Consider the following 17,802-nt stretch of genomic DNA (forward strand, 5'->3'; position numbering starts at 1 on the left):
GGTGAGGCCGCTTTCGCCCCGACCCCTACCCTGATCCCATGGATTCGGTGATCGACAGCGCGTTCGCGGCGGCGCTGTACGGCGACGGCGACGACGGTCTGGACACCGGCGCGTCCCTCCTCGCGGCCGCCCCCGACGCGGACGCCGACCTGCGCCGACGCGGCGAGGAGTACCTGCACCGGGCCTGGCGGCACGGCTGGCAGCCCGCCGACGTGATCCGCCTGGTCCGCCGCGACCTGGACGACCCGCACGTACGCCTCGCCGCGGACCTCATCCGCGCGGAGACCGCCCGCTACGCCCACCTGCCGCCCCGCTGGCCCGCCCAGCTCGCCGACCTCGGGCCGGAGGGAGAGCCCACCCGGGGCAGAGGCGGGGACCAAGGCGTGGACCGCTTCACCCGCGCCACCGTCCACCTCCAGCTGTACCGGCTCCTCCTGCGCCTCCCTCCGATCGAACCGGCGGGCCCGCCGCCCGGCGACACCGTCCCCGGCCCGGTCCAGGGCGAGCCCCGCGCGCTCACCCGTATCCGCGCCCTCCTCGCCAAGGCCGAGGCGACCGGCTACCCGGAGGAGGCCGAGGCGCTCACCGCCAAGGCGCAGGAGCTGATGGCGCGGCACTCGCTCGACGAGGCGCTGCTCGCGGCCCGCACCCACGCGAAGGACGTCCCGACCGCGTGCCGGATCGGCGTGGACGCCCCCTACGAGACGGCGAAGGCGATCCTGCTCGACGCCGTCGCCGCCGCGAACCACTGCCGGGCGGTCTGGAGCGAGGCGTACGGCTTTTCGACCGTCGTCGGCTTCGACCCCGACCTGGAGTCGGTCGAACTCCTCCACACCTCCCTCCTCGTGCAGGGCACCGCCGCGATGACCAGGGCGGAGGCAGGCCAGCGCGCCGCGGGCCGCAAGCGTACGAAGACGTTCCGGCAGGCCTTCCTGATGGCGTACGCGCACCGCATCGGCGGCCGCCTGGCGGAGGCGGGCGAGCACGCGGTGCGGGAGGCGGCGACCGAGGCGGCGGGGGAGTCCCGGGGCGCGGCGGCGCTGCTCCCCGTCCTTGCCGCGCGCGACGTCGCCGTCACGGATCACGCGGAGCGGATGTTCCCCGAGACGACCACGACGCGCGTACGGGGAGTGACGGATGCCGAGGGCTGGCACCACGGCACGGCGGCCGCCGACCGCGCCCACGTCGCCCCGCGCGACCGGGGCCCGGCACTGCCCTGAACCACCCCGTTCACCGCAGGAAGTCCGCACACTCCTCATGTAGCCCGATATGCCCCGTATCATCACAGAGTGACCTGGCTCCGCGCGCTGAAAGAGACAGCTCGCGCGGGTCTGACCGTCGAGCGCAAACGTCTGGAACCCCTCGTCGCCCTGCGCGGCGCCGCCGGCCTCGCCGTCGTCATCGGCCTCAGCCTCACACTGTTCGGCCCGGCGGTGGCGGCGAGCTCCGCGTTCGGCGCGTTCCAGGCGGCCATCGCCACGTTCCAGCGCAGCTGGCGGCCGCGGCCCGAGCTCGCGCTTGCCTCCGGCACGAGCCTCGCCGTCTCCACCTTCCTCGGCTACCTCACCGGCTCCCACCTGCTCCTCTTCCTCGCCCTGCTCTGCCTGTGGACGTTCCTGGCGGGCCTGAGCTGGGCGGCGGGCCCCACGGTCGGCATCATCGCGTCGTCCAACGTGGCGATCATGCTGGTGACGGTCACGATCCCGACGTCGGTCGCCGCCGCGGCGGGGCACGCGGCGATGATGATCGTGGGCGGCTGTGTGCAGGCGGCGCTGGTGATCCTCTTCCCGGTACGCCGATGGGGCGCGCACCGGGATGCCCTGGCCGACGCGCTGGCGGCCGAGGCGGACTACGCGCGCCGGCTCCGCCACGATCCGGTGGCCGCGTTCGACCCCGAACCCCTGATGGCGGCGCGCGACGCGGCGACGATCACCGCGCGCCAGGCCCGCACGCGCCCCGCCGAACTGCACGGGGCGCGGGGCGTCGCCGAACGGATCCGCCCGGTCCTCGCCTCCCTGGCGGACCCGGCGGTGGGCGTCCCCGCGGAGGGCAAGGAGCGGGACCGGGTCAGGGAACTCCTGGCGGCCGCGGGTTCGGTCCTGGACGCGGCGGCGCGGGCGATCCGGCACGGCGAGCCGGTCAAGATCCCTCCGGAGGCACAGGCCGCGCTGCGGACCCCGGACACGGGGGCGATCCTCACGGGCCCGGCGTACCGCGCGGCGACCCGCCTGAGCGCGCTCCTGAAGGACGTCCTGGAAACAGCAGGCACCTCGAACAGCCCAACCCCGGAAACCCCCCGAACACCACCCGCCCCCCTCCTCCGCCCCACCCTCTTCGCGCTGGTTCCCGCCGCTGTTCGGGCCGTGCGGGCCGAGTTGCGGCACGAGTCGCCGGTGACTCGGCACGCCATCCGCGTCACCGCCGTGGCCGCCGCGGGTTACCTGCTCGGGCACTGGCTGCCCCTGGGGCACGGCTACTGGGCTCCCATGGCCTCGGTCATGGTGATGCGGCCCGACTTCTCCCAGACGTACTCCCGCGCGGTCGCCCGTTTCGGCGGCACCCTCGTCGGCGTCGCCCTCGCCACGGGCCTCGTCCAGCTCGCCCACCCCGGCACGGGGCTCTCCGCCGCGCTCGCCGTGCTCTGCGCCGGGATGATGTACCTGCTGATGCGCACCGGCCAGGTCGCGGCGCAGGCCTGCGTGGCCGCGTACGTCGTCTTCCTGCTCGGCATGGGCGGTCAGCAGTGGACGCAGACCGTCCCGGAGCGCGTCGTCCTGACCCTGCTCGGCGGCGTTCTCGGGATGATCGCGTACGCGCTCTACCCCGCCTGGGAGACGCCCCGCCTCCGCACCCGCCTCGCCGACTGGCTGGTCGCCGACGGCCGGTACGCCGCCGCCGTCGTCGACCGCTACGCCCACCCCGCGGGCAAGGCCTGCCCCGACGTGCGCGAGGCCCTGCTCGCCGCCCGCGACGCCCGCGTCGCCTGGCAGGAAGCCGTCGACCGGGCCAAGAACGAGCCGGTACGCCACCGCGGCCTCTCCCGCGCCGCGGCCGCCGACGCGGAGGAGGTACTCGCCCAACTGGGCCGTGTCGCCATGCTGATGGAGGCGCACCTGCCGGAGAGCGGCGACACCCCCGTCCCCGCCGCGGCCCGCCTCGCCGACGCGCTGCGCAAGTCGACGGAGCAGGGCGCGAAGGCGCTGCGCGAACGCCGGGTGCCCAAGTGGGAGGCGGTCCGCACCGCACTGGACGAGTGGGACGGCGAGGGCGTCCCCGACCGCGTGGTCCGCAGGGGCGCTGGCCTGCTCCTGGAGACCCTCGACGAACTGTCCGACGCCCTGGACACCTCACCCCCGCCGATGCTGGTCGACGGTTCGTCCACGAAGCGCCCGGAGGACGACGGGCCGCGGAACCCGGAGGGTCCCGCGGCCCGTTGAAGGCAAAGCGTCAGTACGGCTCGACGTCAGTACGGCACTGCGTCAGTACTGCACTGCGTCCGTGCGGCAAGTACAGCCCCTCAGGACTGCGGCATTCCCGCCGTCGGCAGCCCCTCGGGCAGCTTGCCGCCCTCCGTCTTCAGGAACTCGTCCGTGCCCGCGCCTTCCCAGGCGACCTTCATCGACTTGCTGTTCACGGACTCGACGCGCCCCGCCGTACGGTCCCCCTTGCCCTTCGGGCACTTGAGGGTGAGCGTCTGCGAGCCCGCCTCGCCGTCCACGGTGCCGTTGCACAGCACGTCCTCGCCGAGGAGGGTCGCGGTCTTCCCGTTGACCGCGAGGACGAGCGGCTTCCCGCCGGACGTGGCGATCCACGAACCCTCCAGGCTGCCACCCTCGGAACTCGAGCCGCCCGAGCCACCGGACCCCCCGTCGGACGAACCGGACGAGCCGGACGAGCCCGAGGACCCGGACGAGCCCGAGGACCCGGACGAGTCCGACGAGCCGCGGTCCTTCTTGCCGCCGCCCCCGCCCCCGTCCCCATCCCCGTCACTCCCGCACCCGCTCAGCACCAGCGCGGCCGCGAGACCCGCCACCGCCGTACCGAGAATCCGGACACTACGGACGTACGTACGCACTTGAAGTCCCCTTGGCCGACACAGCGTTGCGCCGGGCGGTCACGGCCCGGCCGAGTCGCGCGCCAAGCTACCAGGACGACTTGCGTACGCCGGGGAGAAATCCGGCGTGCGCTTGCTCACGCAGCTTCACCCTCGACAGCCCGAACGCCCCCACGTATCCGCGCGGCCGCCCGTCGACACTGTCCCGGTTCCGCACCCGCGTCGCACTCGCGTCCCGCGGCTGCCGCGCCAACTCCCGTTGTGCCGCCAGTCGTTCGGTGTCAGGCGTGGACGGTTTGCGGATGATCTCCTTCAGCTCCGCACGCCTGGCCGCGTACCGCGCGACGATCACCCGCCGCTGCCCGTTCTTCGCGATCTTGCTCTTCTTGGCCATCAGATCCTCACCCCGCGCGCACGGATCCTGGCGACGGCGGCCTCGATCCCGATGCGGTCGATGGTCCTGATGCCCTTCGTGCTGAGCCGCAGCCGCACGTACCGGCCCTCGCTCGGCAGCCAGTACCGCTTGCGCTGGACGTTGGGGTCGAAGCGGCGGGACGTACGCCTGTGGGAGTGGGAGATGTTGTTGCCGAAGCGGGGTTCCGCTCCGGTCAGCAGGCAGTGGGCGGACAACGTGACGCACCTCTCGGTCGGAATGCGGTGACGGGAAGGACTCCCTATTGAAAACGAGAGTCATTTTCATATACTAGCCCCATGGCCCGCAACGAACTCCGCCCCGTCATCAAGCTCCGCTCGACAGCGGGAACCCGCTACACCTACGTGACCCGCAAGAACCGGCGGAACAACCCCGACCGCCTCACCATCCGCAAGTACGACCCCATGGCCCGCCGCCACGTCGACTTCCGAGAGGAGCGCTGACCGCCATGCGCAAGGACATCCACCCCCCGTACGGCCCCGTCGTCTTCCGTGACAAGGCCGCGGGCTTCGCCTTCCTCACCCGCTCGACGGCGGCGGGCAGCGAGACCGCCACCGGCGGCAGGACGATCGAGTGGGAGGACGGCCGTACCTACCCCGTCATCGACGTCGAGGTCTCGTCCGCGAGCCACCCCTTCTACACGGGCACGTCCCGCGTGATGGACACGGCGGGCCGCGTCGAGCGCTTCGAGCGCCGGTTCGGCAAGCGCTGATGGCGCCCACGGACCCGCCGGGCCGCATGGACGTCGTGCTCGTCGGCGGTCTGCACGCGGTCGCCCGCAAGGCGGCCGTCGACGAGCTCCTCGCCACCGTCCCCGACAGCGTGGCCCTCCATCACGACCTTTCGACCGCCGTGCGCGGCACCGTCGTCCGCACGGTCCGCGACACCACCGGCGTGCTCTCCACCGGCGACGCGCCCCTGGTCAACGACTGCGCGTGCTGCGCGCTCCGCGAGGACCTGATGCCCGAGCTCGGCCGCCTCGCGGACGCGGGCCTCACCCGGCTCGCGGTCGTCGAACTGTGGGACTCGGTCGAGCCCAAGGCGATGGCCGAGGTCGTCGCCGCGCACGCCGGTGACGCCCTCGTCCTCAGCGGCGTCGTCACGGCCGTCGACCCGGCGCTGCTCCTGCCCTGCCTCAGCAACGGCGACGACCTCATGGACGCCGGACTCGCCGCCGCCCCGAGCGATCAGCGCACCGTCGCCGACACCTGGGCGCGCCAGCTGGAGTACGCGCCGGTGCTCGCCGTCGCGGACCCCGCTGAGGGTGACTCCGAGGGGGCCGACGGCGAGGACCGTGCTCTCCTGGCCCAGCTCCACCCGACGGCGCGGCAGGTGCCGCTCGGTCGGGGCGACCTGGCCGCGGCCGCCCTCGCCGGGTTCGACGTCGAGGCCGCCGCCGCGGCGCAGCACCCCGCCTGCGCGCTGCTGCCGGCCGAGGCCGACGCGTGCGGGGTCGCGACCTTCGTGTGGCGCGGGGAACGGCCGTTCCACCCGGAGCGGCTGTACGACGCGCTGGAGGACCTGACCTGCGCGGCCGCCCGCAGCCGGGGCCGGTTCTGGCTGGCCGACCATCCGGACACGCTGCTCGGGTGGGACGCGGCGGGCGGCGCGCTCTGCGTCGAGAGCGCGGGACCGTGGCTCGCCTCGCTGCCGGACGCCGCGTGGGAGATGGTCCCGCCGGTGCGCCGCGCGGCCGCCGCCCTCGACTGGCATCCGGAGCACGGCGACCGCTGCAACCACCTGGTGTTCACCTCGCCGGGCCTGGACCGCGACGGGCTCGAACAGGTCCTGGAGGCCTGCCTGTTGACGGACGAGGAGTACGCCGCCGGGCGCGACGCCTGGAAACACCTGCCCCCTGCCTTCGACACTCTCCTGGAGGTCTGACCCTTGGCCCCGCGCAAGCCCGCCGCCCGCCCCCACAAGCCGAAGCCCAACCCGCTGGACGCCGCCGGGATCACGTACATCGACTACAAGGACACCGACCTGCTCAGGAAGTTCATCTCGGACCGCGGCAAGATCCGCGGCCGGCGCGTCACGCGCGTGACGGTACGGCAGCAGCGACGGCTCGCCGCGGCGATCAAGAACGCCCGCGAGATGGCGCTCCTGCCGTACGGGTCGCCCCGCTGACGGCACGAGAGCGCGGAACCGGCCTCCCCGAGCACCCCAAGGTGCTGGGGGAGGCCGGTCTCGTCGTGGGGGAGCCCGGGGACCATCTCGCTGACCGTGGAACACGAAGGACGCGGCACGCGTCTCTTCCTGTGTCGTGCGGACTCCGGAGCGGGTGCCGACGACTCCGGAGCAGGCGCTGACGAACCTGTAATCAGGGGAACACCCCGCGTGCACGTGCATCTGCCCATGCATCCGCATGTGAACACAGCTATGATCCGGGACAGTTGACCACTGCATCTAGAGCCACTCACGGCACCGCACCACCCGGGGAGCGATCTGTGCACCACGCGTTTAACGGCATGGCGGCCACGGAGCTTCACGGGGTCGTCTGGCAGAAGAGCAGACACAGCAACTCGCAGGGCTCGTGCGTGGAGTTCGCGAAACTGCCGGGCGGCGACGTCGCCGTGCGCAACTCGCGGTTCCCGGACGGTCCGGCGCTCGTCTACACGCGCGCCGAGATCGAGGCGATGCTGCTGGGGATGAAGGACGGGGAGTTCGACCACCTGATAGGTGGCTGACTCGACCCGGCCGGGCGGGCGGCGCCGCTCACGCGGCCTCGGCCCTCGGCTTCGGCTCAGCTCAGGCTGAAGAGCGCCCAGACCACCTTGCCGCGCAGCGCGCCGGCGAGCGGGTGCCAGCCCCAGCTGTCGCTGAACGAGTCCACGAGGAACAGGCCCCGCCCGGACTCCGCCGAGAAGTCGTCGTCCGTGTCGCGCGCGACCGGACTCTCGTCGCTGGGGTCGCGCACCGCGCACACGAGCCGCGTCGCCCAGTGCATCAGGTGCAGCCTCACCGGCGGTTCCTGGTGATCGCGCGGGGTGTCGGCGGGCAGCGCGTGGCGCAGCGCGTTGGTGACGAGTTCGGAGACGACCAGCGCGATGTCGTCGAACCGCTCGTCGAGGTCCCACTGGCCCAGCGTCTTGCGGGTGAACTGCCGTGCGCAGCCCACTGCTTCGTAGCGGGCGGGGAGGGCGACGGAGGCCGCGTCCGAGACGGCGGAGGGGTCGATGGGAGGCAGCCCCTGCCTTAACGGCTCGAGCATGGTCGATCCATTCGTCCCCATGCGAGGCACTCCCCGGTTTCGCGGTACGTAGCGATGGAGCGGTGGCGCGGTCGGTCGCCGATGGTGCGGTCGGTACAGCGGTGGCGCGCGGACCATGGTTCCGAATGCGTACAGCAGATGCAAGGGCAGATGCACGTGCACGCGCCAGACTTGGTCGTTCCCGTGCCGGTTCTTGCCTATTTCTTCCCACGACTTCTTGCGGAGACCTTTCGGACCCTTTCTGTTTCTGTAACCGGACGTGTACGGCCCGAAGCGTTTAATGGCAGACTGCTGGCTTCCAGTCGATCGGGAGGATTGAGCGAAGTGACCGCAGGGGAGTCGAGCGGCTCGGTGGTACGGCGCATCCTGCTGGGCTCGCAGCTGAGGCGGCTCAGGGAATCCCGCGGCATCACCCGCGAAGCGGCCGGGTACTCCATCCGCGCCTCCGAATCGAAGATCAGCCGCATGGAGTTGGGACGGGTGAGCTTCAAGTCCAGGGATGTCGAGGACCTTCTGACGCTCTACGGCGTCACCGACGACGCCGAGCGCGGCGCGCTGCTCTCGCTCGCCAAAGAGGCCAACCTCACGGGCTGGTGGCACAGTTACTCGGACGTCCTGCCCGGCTGGTTCCAGACATACATCGGTCTTGAGGGCGCGGCCTCGCTCATCCGCGTCTACGAAGTCCAGTTCGTGAACGGCCTGTTGCAGACCGAGGCGTACGCGCACGCGGTCGTCGCCCGCGGCATGAAGGGCGCGAGCAGGGCCGAGATAGACCGCCGCGTCGCCCTGCGCCTCGAACGCCAGAAACTCCTCACCTCCGAGCACGCGCCCCGCTTCCACTGCGTCCTGGACGAGGCGGCGCTCCGCCGGCCGTACGGCGACCGCGAGGTCATGAGGGGCCAGATCCAGCACCTCATCGAGATCTCCGAGCGCCCCAACGTCACCCTCCAGGTCATGCCGTTCAGCTTCGGCGGGCACGCGGGCGAGAGCGGCGCCTTCACCATGCTGAGCTTCCCGGAGTCCGACCTCTCCGACGTCGTGTACGTGGAGCAGCTCACCGGCGCGCTCTACCTCGACAAGGCGGAGGAAGTCGCCCAGTACGAGCGCGTGGTCGCGCAGTTGCAGAAGGACAGCCCCGATCCGGTCGGCAGCCGGGATCTTCTCCGTGGTCTGCTCCAACTCACCTGAAAGATAAGTACTATGACGTGAGATCAGGTGTCTGCTTCCGTTTGCGGCCGTCTGCTGCCGCGGCAAGGGGTCCGCTCATGTCCTTCTTCACCGACCTGGCTCATCAGTACATCGACGGGGAGTGGAAGGCCGGGTCGGGTTCCTGGGACATCATCGACTTCAATCCGTACGACGGGGAGAAGCTGGCGTCCATCACGGTCGCCACGGCGGACGAGGTCGACCAGGCCTACCGCGCGGCCGAGCGGGCGCAGCGGGGCTGGGCGGAGACGAACCCCTACACGCGCCGTGCCGTGTTCGAGCGCGCCCTGCGGATCATCGAGGACCGCGAGGAAGAGATCACCGAGGCGATCGTCGCCGAGCTCGGCGGCACCAGACTCAAGGCCGCCTTCGAGCTCCACCTCACCAAGGAGTTCCTGCGCGAGGCGGTCCATCTCGCGCTGCGCCCCGAGGGCCGCGTCCTGCCGTCCCCGGACGAGGGCAAGGAGAACCGTCTCTACCGCGTTCCGGTCGGTGTGGTGGGCGTCATCAGCCCCTTCAACTTCCCGTTCCTGCTGTCGATCAAGAGCGTCGCCCCCGCTCTCGCCCTCGGCAACGCCGTGGTCCTGAAGCCGCACCAGAACGCCCCGGTGCTCGGCGGCAGCCTGGTGGCGAAGGTCTTCGAGGACGCGGGCCTGCCGGCCGGCCTGCTCAACGTAGTGATCACGGACATAGCCGAGATAGGCGACGCCTTCCTCGAGAACACCGTGCCGAGCGTCATCTCCTTCACCGGCTCCGACCGCGTGGGCCGCCACGTAGCGACGGTCTGCGCCTCGCACTTCAAGCGCTCGATCCTGGAGATGGGCGGCAACAGCGCGCTGATCGTCCTGGACGACGCCGACATCGACTACGCGGTCGACGCGGCGGTCTTCAGCCGCTTCGTGCACCAGGGTCAGGTCTGCATGGCCGCCAACCGCATCCTCGTGGACCGGTCCGTGCTGGCGGAGTTCACCGAGAAGTTCGTCGCCAAGGTCGCGAGCCTCAAGGTCGGCGACCCGGCCGACCCCGCCACCCACATCGGCCCGCTCATCAACGCCTCGCAGGCGGACGCCGTCACGGCCGTCGTCGAGCAGGCCGTCGCGGCCGGCGCGAAGGCCCTGCTGCAGGGACGCACCGACGGCAACCTGGTCGCCCCCTCGGTCCTGACCGACCTCCCCGAGGACTCCCCGGTCCTCGCCCAGGAGATCTTCGGCCCCGTCGCCCTGCTGCTGCCCTTCGACGGCGAGGACGAGGCGGTCCGCATCGCCAACGACACCCCGTACGGCCTGAGCGGCGCCGTGCACACCGCCGACACGGAGCGCGGCGTACGCATCGCCAAGCGCGTCAGGACCGGCATGATCCACGTGAATGACGGCACCGTGCACGACGAGGCCATCGTGCCGTTCGGCGGCGAGAAGAACAGCGGCCTGGGACGGCTGAACGGTGAGTCGACGGTGGACGCGTTCACCACGCAGAAGTGGATCTCGGTGCAGCACGGCAGGTCGCGCTTCCCGTTCTGATCCCCTCTGATCCTGATCCCCTTCTGAGCGACCCGAATCTTTCTGAGGCCTCCCGGAGCCTTGCGGACAGAACCTGACCGCAAGGCTCCGTAGCGTCTGTGGTGTCGGAAAAGCCCGGCGGAACAGCCCGTGACAGCGGGCGGCAGAGAGGCGGACACCATGGTCACCCACGTCAGCGCGGAAGCCCACGGCGACGAGCGCGGCGCCCTGATCGCCTTCGTGGAGGCACAGCGCGGCGGCGTGCGCCGCTCGGTCATCGGTCTCACCGACGAGCAGGCGAAGGCCCGCCCGAGCGCCAGTGAGCTGACGCTCGGCGGTCTCGTGAAGCACGTCGCGGAGGTGGAGCTCAACTGGCTCCGCATGGCGCAGCGCAAGCCCAACGAGAGGGCCCGCACGCAGGAGACCTGGGGCGAGGGGTTCCGCCTCGTGGAGGGCGAGACGCTCGCGGAGACGCTGGCGTTCTGGGACGGGGTCGCCCGCGAGACGGAGGCGTTCATCCGTGAGGTGCCGAGCCTCGACGACACCTTCCCGCTGCCCGACGCGCCGTGGTTCCCGAAGGACGGCGCCGTGTCGATGCGCTGGCTGATGCTGCACTTGGTCGAGGAGATCGGGCGGCACGCGGGCCACGCCGACATCGTCCGCGAGTCGTTGGACGGGAAGACGGCCTTCGAGCTGGTGGCGATGGAGCAGGGCTACCCTAGTCAAAGTTGAAGACCGGGGGCGGGGGCGGACAGGTCCGGGGGCTGAGCGAAAGGGCGCGGTACATGTCGGCGATCCGGCTGCTGGTGATGGGGGCCGTGCGCCAGCACGGCCGCGCCCACGGCTATCAGGTCCGCAACGACCTGGAGTACTGGGGCGCCCACGAGTGGTCCAACGCCAAGCCCGGGTCGATCTACCACGCCCTGAAGCAGCTGGCGAAGCAGGGACTGCTGCGCGCGCACGAGATCGCCCCGTCCACGGTCGGCGGCCCGCCGCGCACGGAGTACGAGATGACGGACCGGGGCACGGAGGAATACCTCTCCCTCCTCCGTGAGTCCCTGACGACGTACGACCAGCGGCCCGACATCCTCACGGCGGCGCTCGGCCTCATGGTCGACCTGACGCGCGAGGAGGTCGTGGGCCTCCTCAAGGAACGGGTGCGGCGCATCGAGGAGTGGCGGACCTCCGTCACCGAGTACTACACGCCGGAGGAAGGGCCCGGACAGCTGGGCCACATCGGCGAGATCATGAACTACTGGGTGCACTCCGCCGACACCGGCGCGGACTGGACCAGGAGCCTCATCGCGCGCGTGGAGGGCGGCGCGTACACCTTCGCGGGTGAGGGCGACCCCTTCGTCGGCGTGCTCGCGGACGGCGAGGAGAACCCGTACGCGTCGGGGGACCGGCACGCGGGGAACGACCGCTGAGCCGGTGGCCCCGGCCGCACCGCTTCCGCACTTGCACCTCACGCGACGTGAGGACACAGGCTGGTCCGCGTACCGAGAGACGAGGGGCGGACGCCATGAGCTACTCCGTGGGACAGGTCGCCGCTTTCGCCGGAGTGACCGTGCGCACGCTGCACCACTACGACGAGATCGGCCTGCTGGTGCCCGGCGGGCGCAGCCACGCGGGTCACCGGCGCTACAGCGACGACGACCTCGACCGGCTGCAGCAGATCCTGTTCTACCGAGAGCTCGGCTTCCCCCTCGACGAGGTGGCGGCCCTCCTGGACGACCCGGACACGGACCCGCGGGACCACCTGCGGCGCCAGCACGAACTGCTGACCGCGCGGATCCACAAGCTCCAGGAGATGGCCGCCGCCGTCGAGACCGCCATGGAGGCGAAGAAGATGGGCATCAACCTCACGCCCGAGGAGAAGTTCGAGGTCTTCGGAGACCACGATCCCGACCAGTACGCCGAGGAGGTCGAGCAGCGCTGGGGCGACACGGACGCCTACCGCGAGTCGCAGCGCAAGGCCGCCACGTACACCAAGGACGACTGGAAGCGGATCAACGACGAGTTCAACGCGGTCCACGCGCGCGTGGGCGAGCTGCTCGGCCGCGGCGTGCCCGCCGACTCCGAGGAGGCCATGGACGCCGCGGAGGACCACCGCCGCTTCATCACGGCGAACCACTACACCTGCTCGCACGAGATGCACACCTGTCTCGGCGAGATGTACGTGGCCGACGAGCGGTTCACGGCCTTCTACGACGCCATCAGGCCCGGCCTGGCGGTGTACCTGCGGGACGCGATCCTCGCGAACGCGGCACGCAACGGGTGAGGCGCGTGCGGTCCGGCTATGTCCCAGTTGTCGCACGGTGCGGCGGGAGAAGGGCACTGGAACCTGGCCGGGCCGCCCCGCGTTGCTAAATTTGGGGGGCTGCACCTGCCGCCGCCCCGCCCCCTCACCCCTCAGGAGCCCGGAACCGTGACGACGCTTGCGCTCGGACCAAGCTGGTTGGATCCGGATTACCTGCTCAACCAGTTCGGTCTCTGGGGCCTGCTGGTGATCGTCTTCGCCGAGTCGGGCCTGCTCATCGGATTCTTCCTGCCGGGTGACTCGCTGCTGTTCACCACGGGCCTGCTGATCACCACCGACAAGCTGGACACCCCGCTGTGGCTGGCCTGCCTGCTGATCTGCATCGCCGCGATCCTCGGCGACCAGGCGGGCTACCTCTTCGGCAAGAAGGTCGGCCCCTCGCTCTTCAACCGCCCGGACTCCAAGCTCTTCAAGCAGGAGAACGTGGTCAAGGCCCACGACTTCTTCGAGAAGTACGGCCCGAAGTCCCTGGTCCTGGCCCGCTTCGTGCCGATCGTGCGCACCTTCACGCCGATCATCGCCGGTGTCTCCGGCATGCGGTACCGCTCGTTCCTCACGTTCAACATCATCGGCGGCGTCATGTGGGGCGCGGGCGTCACCCTGCTCGGCGCCTGGCTCGGCAACATCGAGTTCGTGCACAAGAACATCGAGGCGATCCTCATCCTGATCGTCCTCATCTCGGTGGTGCCGATCGCCATCGAGTTCCTGCGGGCGCGGAGCAAGTCCAAGAAGGCCGCGTCCCACGAGGGCGCGGGCGCCCCGGGCACGCCCCCCGCGCAGCAGCGCGGCCGTCACGCCAAGCGCTGACGCGCACCGGCCGCCCCCCGAACGCTAGAAGCCGCGCGTCCGCTTGGCCGCGCGGCGGTTCGCCGCCGAGGCCGCGCCCGGCACCTTGAGGATCAGCCGGGAGACCTCGCTCCCCAGGTTCACGCCGATCGCGATGGCGAGGGCCGTCGCGACCGCCTTGGTGAGCGAGTTCATGCCCGTGTTCAGGTCGTTCTGTGCCAGCGCGAGCAGCCCGAAGTACGTCGCGCTACCGGGCAGCAGCGGGCCGATCGCCGCCGTGACGTACGGCAGCGACGACGCGAACCGGTACCGCGAGAAGAGCTGCCCGAACAGGCCCACCAGACCGGCCGCGACGGCCGTCGCGGCGACGGGCGAGAGCTCCAGCGGTGTCTGCGCCAGCGCGCCGAACATCACCCAGGCGATGCCGCCGTTGAGGGTCACCATCAGCACGGTGTTACGTTCCTGCTGAAGCAGGATCGCGAAGGCCAGACTCAGCGCCATCGACGCCAGGATCTGGATGATCGGCCGCGACGACGTCACGCCGAACTTCGTCTCCGGAGTCAGGTTCGTCGCGTCGAGCATGACGCCGAGCGACAGCACGAGCAGCACACCGCAGACGATGCCCACGATGAGGTACATGACCTCCAGAAGGCGTGCGGCCGCGGTGATGTAGTAGCCGGTCAGACCGTCCTGCACGCCCGCCACCAGGGCCCGCCCCGGGATCAGCGCGAAGAGCCCACCGGTGATCACCGCCGAGGCCATGGACGCCTCGGTGTGCACGAAGCTGAGCGCCACACCCATCCCGGCGGGCGGCATCGCGGCGCCCACGAACTGGTAGAACTCCGGCAGCCCGCGCCCCGCGCACAGCCAGGCGAGACGGTCGCCGAGCATCGCGCCCACAGCGGCCACCAGGAAGACCAGCGCGCCACCGCCCACGAGCACCGACGCGGAGCCCGCGAGGAGCCCGCTGGCGGCCGTGAGGGCCCAGCCGGGATAGGGGTGACGGTTACGCCGAATGCCCGCGAGCCGGCGGTAGGCCTCCTCCAGGGAGATCTCGAGGTCCGGGTCGCTGATGTCGTCCACCAGGTGGAAGACCGCCGCGAGACGCGTGTAGTCGGTGCCGCGTCTGCGCACCGTCCTGGAGGCCGTGACCGGATCGTCGACCAGGGAGGGCTGGTGCGAGATCGACAGGAGCGTGAACGTCACGTTCGGCTCGCAGCGGTCGAGACCGTACGAGCGGCAGACGGCGAACATCGCCGCCTCCACGTCCTCGGCGCCCTCACCGCCCGCAAGCAGCAGCTCGCCGATACGCAGCGTCAGGTCGAGCACGCGCGGCACGGCGGGCCCGGTGTCGTCCTCCTGCTTCTGCGCGGGCTCCGGAGCGGGCCGCTCGGTGACCGGCATGCGCAGCATCGTGCGCATCTGGTCCTGCCACGGCACGTCCTTGGTGAGCTTCACCAGGGGTATGCCCTGCGCGGGCGTGAAGGCCTGCGGGGCATTGCGGGAGGTGTAGGTGTGCGGCGTGGTGAACGCCGACTTCTCGGTCTCCTGCGTCGTCGTCGACGGCGTCGAGAAACCGGTGGGAATGGCGAACTCGGACGTCGTCTGCGACTCGTCCTCGGTGGCCGGTGGCTGCGCCATCACACCGCTGGGCTGCACGAACGCGCTACGTGCTTCGTCCGACTGCGGCTTGCGGTCCTCGGCCTCCTGCTCGGCCACTGATGCCCTCACTTCTCATACGACTCGTACGCACCCTCCGTATGGCCAGTATGGGCACAGATACACGAACGGGCCGCGTGACCCCCTTGGGTCGCGCGGCCCGCCCGGGGCGAGTGGCTCAGTGGCCGCCCTCGTCCTTGAAGCGCTTGTAGGAGCGCTCGATCTCGGCCTCGGCGTCCGCGCGGCCGACCCAGTCGGCGCCCTCGACGGACTTGCCGGGCTCCAGGTCCTTGTAGACCTCGAAGAAGTGCTGGATCTCCAGGCGGTCGAACTCGGAGACGTGGTGGATGTCCCGCAGGTGCTCCACGCGCGGGTCGGAGGCCGGGACGCAGAGCAGCTTGTCGTCGCCGCCCGCCTCGTCGGTCATCCGGAACATGCCGATCGCGCGGCACTTGATGAGGCAGCCCGGGAAGGTCGGCTCGTCCAGGATGACGAGGGCGTCCAGCGGGTCACCGTCCTCGCCGAGGGTGTTCTCGACGAAGCCGTAGTCCGCGGGGTAGCTGGTCGACGTGAAGAGGCGACGGTCCAGACGGATCCGGCCGGTCTCGTGGTCCACCTCGTACTTGTTCCGCGAACCCTTCGGAATCTCGATGGTGACGTCGAACTCCACGGGTGGCTCCTCCATGATCAGCACATACTTCGGGTGATTAAGTGTCCCTCACGCAGATGTGTGATCGCGAAAGGGGCTGGTCGTCGTGCCGGAGCTCAAGCCTTGGCAGCGGCCTCGACAGCTTTTGAGACAGCTGCCAAAGCCTTCCGCCACCAAGCTCTCCGGGTTCTCCGGGAAGCTCACGACCTGGCAGCTCACAGCTGGATCCGCCGCCTTCGGCCTGGTCATCGCGGCCGGGGCGGTGGCCGCGGCCGGCCCTTGGGACTCCTCCGGTCAGCGTACGGCGGAGCGGGACCGGGCCGCTTCCCAGGAGGCCTGGGGTGGCACAGATCACGCTGGTCGGGCGCCCGGGAGCGGGCCCGAAGCCGCTCCGAGCGCTCCTTCGGTGCTCGCCGGGCTCGGCGCGCCCGCGGGCGTGGCACCGGCACCGACACATTCCGCCATGGCGGAGGTGCTCGATCCGCTCATGCGGGACCCTGCGCTCGGCCCGCGGCGCTCGGCCGTCGTGCTCGACGCCGCCTCCGGGAAGCAGGTCTACGGCAAGAGCGCGGGCGACGGCCTGACACCCGCCTCGACGACCAAGATCGCCACGGCCGTCGCCGCGCTGTCCGCGGTGGGCCCCGACCACCGCATCGCCACGAAGACGGTGATCGAACCCGACGCCTCCGGAGCACCCGACGTCGTCCTCGTCGGCGGCGGCGACCCCACGCTCACCGCCCGCGAGGACGGCCGCTACACGGACACGGCGGCGAGCCTGCGCACGCTCGCCGAGGACACGGCGCGCTCCCTCAAGAGCCGCGGCATCGACAAGATCAAGCTCTCGTACGACACGTCGCTGTACTCCGGACCCGCACAGCACCCGATCGGCCCGAACGAGAACATCACGCCGGTCAGCGCCCTGATGGCCGACGAGGGCCGCCTCGACGACTCCACGAGCGGCCCCGCGCCGCGCACGGGGGACCCGGCGGGCGAGGCGACGAAGAAATTCGCCTCGTTCCTCCGCGACAAGGGCATCGACACGTCGACACCCCCCGACGCCACACCGGGCCCCTCCAAGGCATCGGGCCGCGCCGAGTCCCTCGCGAAGGTCGAGTCGCCGCCGCTGTCGGCCCTCGTCGAGCGGATGTTGACGCACAGCGACAACGACATCGCCGAGGCGCTGGCCCGCCAGGCGGCGATCGCCGCGAAGGAACCGGCGAGCTTCGACGGCGCGGGCAAGGCGGTGCGCGAGGCCCTCTCGAAGCAAAAACTCCCCCTCTCCGGCACGAAGTTCGCCGACGGCAGTGGCCTGGACCGCGCCGACCGCGTCTCCGCGGAGCTCCTCGCCGCGCTCCTGGACCACGCGGCGGACCCGGGCCGCCCCGAACTCCGCTCGGTCGTCACGGGCCTGCCCGTGGCGGGCTTCACCGGCACGCTCGTCGACCGCTACCCCAAGGACTCCCCGGGCACGGGCGTGGTCCGCGCCAAGACAGGCACGCTGACCGGCGTGAACAGCCTCGCGGGAACGGTGGTGGACGCGGACGGCCGCCTCCTGGTCTTCGCCTTCATGACCACCGGCACGACGGACCCCCAGTCGGCCCAGAAGGCTCTGGACCACATGGCCTCAACGGTGGCGAACTGCGGCTGCCGCTAGAAGGCCCCTTGAACGGCTGATCGCCGGGTCCTGAAACCCGGGCGCCCAGGGGTCGCGGCCCAGGGGCGCGGGGAACGGCGCGAGCAACCCCCGCCGGGCCCGCAGACGAAGGACCGCTGATCGCCGGGTCCTGGAATCCGGGGGCCCAGGGGTCGCGGCCCAGGGGCGCGGGGAACGGCGCGAGCAACCCCCACCGGGCCCGCAGACGAAGGACCGCTGATCGCCGGGTCCTGGAATCCGGGCGCCCGGGGGTCGCGGCCCAGGGGCGCGGGGAACGGCGCGAGCAACCCCCACCGGGCCCGCACGGGACCAACCGAGGCGCACCCGCCCCAAA

General features: G+C 71.1%; 20 protein-coding genes. 14 read left to right on the top strand and 6 right to left on the bottom strand.

What is annotated here, in order from left to right; genetic code table 11:
* Positions 1–38: 38 nt before the first annotated feature.
* Positions 39–1,220 carry a DUF2786 domain-containing protein gene (locus AC07DO_RS14325; RefSeq protein WP_479059558.1) on the top strand — a complete coding sequence of 394 codons (1,182 nt, stop codon included), beginning with the start codon at positions 39–41 and terminating at the stop codon, positions 1,218–1,220.
* A gap of 69 nt (positions 1,221–1,289) precedes the next feature.
* The gene (locus AC07DO_RS14330) at positions 1,290–3,437 is read left to right on the top strand and encodes an FUSC family protein (RefSeq protein ID WP_479059560.1); all 2,148 of its coding nucleotides are present in this window, start codon (positions 1,290–1,292) and stop codon (positions 3,435–3,437) included.
* Between the two features lie 80 nt (positions 3,438–3,517).
* On the opposite strand, the gene AC07DO_RS14335 is transcribed toward AC07DO_RS14330, so the two are convergent.
* The 3 genes from AC07DO_RS14335 to rpmB form a co-directional block, all read right to left on the bottom strand.
* Complete coding sequence (locus AC07DO_RS14335; RefSeq protein WP_479059562.1) at positions 3,518–4,075, bottom strand: hypothetical protein; 558 nt, start codon at positions 4,073–4,075, stop codon at positions 3,518–3,520.
* A 67-nt stretch (positions 4,076–4,142) separates the two neighbouring features.
* Positions 4,143–4,448 (bottom strand): 30S ribosomal protein S14, encoded by a 306-nt coding sequence (gene rpsN / locus AC07DO_RS14340; protein ID WP_479059564.1) that lies wholly within the window; start codon positions 4,446–4,448, stop codon positions 4,143–4,145.
* Positions 4,448–4,684 carry a 50S ribosomal protein L28 gene (gene rpmB / locus AC07DO_RS14345; RefSeq protein ID WP_479059566.1) on the bottom strand — a complete coding sequence of 79 codons (237 nt, stop codon included), beginning with the start codon at positions 4,682–4,684 and terminating at the stop codon, positions 4,448–4,450. Before rpmB ends, rpsN begins: the two co-directional genes overlap by 1 nt.
* A gap of 81 nt (positions 4,685–4,765) precedes the next feature.
* Here rpmB and rpmG point away from each other — a divergent pair, with 81 nt between their 5' ends.
* The 5 genes from rpmG to AC07DO_RS14370 all read left to right on the top strand — a co-directional run bounded on the left by rpmG (position 4,766) and on the right by AC07DO_RS14370 (position 7,174).
* Positions 4,766–4,930, top strand: coding sequence for a 50S ribosomal protein L33 (rpmG, locus tag AC07DO_RS14350; protein ID WP_479059568.1), 165 nt, complete (start codon positions 4,766–4,768; stop codon positions 4,928–4,930).
* 5 nt (positions 4,931–4,935) lie between these two features.
* A complete protein-coding gene (locus AC07DO_RS14355) occupies positions 4,936–5,199 on the top strand; it encodes a type B 50S ribosomal protein L31 (RefSeq protein WP_150217121.1) in 264 nt (87 codons plus the stop codon).
* On the top strand, positions 5,199–6,371 hold the full coding sequence (locus AC07DO_RS14360; protein WP_479059570.1) for a CobW family GTP-binding protein: 1,173 nt from the start codon (positions 5,199–5,201) through the stop codon (positions 6,369–6,371). Before AC07DO_RS14355 ends, AC07DO_RS14360 begins: the two co-directional genes overlap by 1 nt.
* 3 nt (positions 6,372–6,374) lie before the next feature.
* Positions 6,375–6,614 (top strand): 30S ribosomal protein S18, encoded by a 240-nt coding sequence (gene rpsR / locus AC07DO_RS14365; RefSeq protein ID WP_479059571.1) that lies wholly within the window; start codon positions 6,375–6,377, stop codon positions 6,612–6,614.
* Positions 6,615–6,934: 320 nt separating this feature from the next.
* Positions 6,935–7,174, top strand: coding sequence for a DUF397 domain-containing protein (locus tag AC07DO_RS14370; RefSeq protein WP_223775964.1), 240 nt, complete (start codon positions 6,935–6,937; stop codon positions 7,172–7,174).
* 56 nt (positions 7,175–7,230) lie between these two features.
* Here AC07DO_RS14370 and AC07DO_RS14375 read toward each other — a convergent pair whose 3' ends face one another.
* On the bottom strand, positions 7,231–7,719 hold the full coding sequence (locus AC07DO_RS14375; protein WP_479059574.1) for an ATP-binding protein: 489 nt from the start codon (positions 7,717–7,719) through the stop codon (positions 7,231–7,233).
* Between the two features lie 303 nt (positions 7,720–8,022).
* On the opposite strand from AC07DO_RS14375, the gene AC07DO_RS14380 reads away from it, so the two are divergent.
* The 6 genes from AC07DO_RS14380 (at position 8,023) to AC07DO_RS14405 (ending at position 13,527) form a co-directional block, all read left to right on the top strand.
* On the top strand, positions 8,023–8,886 hold the full coding sequence (locus AC07DO_RS14380) for a helix-turn-helix domain-containing protein (protein WP_150170547.1): 864 nt from the start codon (positions 8,023–8,025) through the stop codon (positions 8,884–8,886).
* Positions 8,887–8,963: 77 nt separating this feature from the next.
* Positions 8,964–10,421, top strand: a complete 1,458-nt coding sequence (locus AC07DO_RS14385) for an aldehyde dehydrogenase family protein (RefSeq protein WP_479059576.1) — start codon at positions 8,964–8,966, stop codon at positions 10,419–10,421.
* A 159-nt stretch (positions 10,422–10,580) separates the two neighbouring features.
* Positions 10,581–11,132 carry a DinB family protein gene (locus AC07DO_RS14390; protein ID WP_479059578.1) on the top strand — a complete coding sequence of 184 codons (552 nt, stop codon included), beginning with the start codon at positions 10,581–10,583 and terminating at the stop codon, positions 11,130–11,132.
* A 53-nt stretch (positions 11,133–11,185) separates the two neighbouring features.
* Positions 11,186–11,827, top strand: a complete 642-nt coding sequence (locus AC07DO_RS14395) for a PadR family transcriptional regulator (protein WP_479059580.1) — start codon at positions 11,186–11,188, stop codon at positions 11,825–11,827.
* 95 nt (positions 11,828–11,922) lie between these two features.
* Positions 11,923–12,681 (top strand): MerR family transcriptional regulator, encoded by a 759-nt coding sequence (locus AC07DO_RS14400; RefSeq protein ID WP_479059582.1) that lies wholly within the window; start codon positions 11,923–11,925, stop codon positions 12,679–12,681.
* Positions 12,682–12,828: 147 nt separating this feature from the next.
* Entirely contained in the window at positions 12,829–13,527 is a 699-nt protein-coding gene (locus AC07DO_RS14405) for a DedA family protein (protein ID WP_479059583.1), read from the top strand.
* 24 nt (positions 13,528–13,551) lie between these two features.
* On the opposite strand, the gene AC07DO_RS14410 is transcribed toward AC07DO_RS14405, so the two are convergent.
* Together AC07DO_RS14410 and AC07DO_RS14415 are read right to left on the bottom strand one after the other, a co-directional pair.
* Positions 13,552–15,225: a threonine/serine exporter family protein gene (locus AC07DO_RS14410; RefSeq protein WP_479059584.1), complete on the bottom strand. Its 1,674-nt coding sequence runs from the start codon at positions 15,223–15,225 to the stop codon at positions 13,552–13,554.
* Positions 15,226–15,343: 118 nt separating this feature from the next.
* Complete coding sequence (locus AC07DO_RS14415) at positions 15,344–15,835, bottom strand: inorganic diphosphatase (protein ID WP_055701044.1); 492 nt, start codon at positions 15,833–15,835, stop codon at positions 15,344–15,346.
* A 124-nt stretch (positions 15,836–15,959) separates the two neighbouring features.
* On the opposite strand from AC07DO_RS14415, the gene dacB reads away from it, so the two are divergent.
* Entirely contained in the window at positions 15,960–17,468 is a 1,509-nt protein-coding gene (dacB, locus tag AC07DO_RS14420) for a D-alanyl-D-alanine carboxypeptidase/D-alanyl-D-alanine endopeptidase (RefSeq protein ID WP_479059585.1), read from the top strand.
* Positions 17,469–17,802: the final 334 nt, after the last annotated feature.

The sequence above is a fragment of the Streptomyces sp. NPDC045678 genome (genome assembly GCF_056432085.1).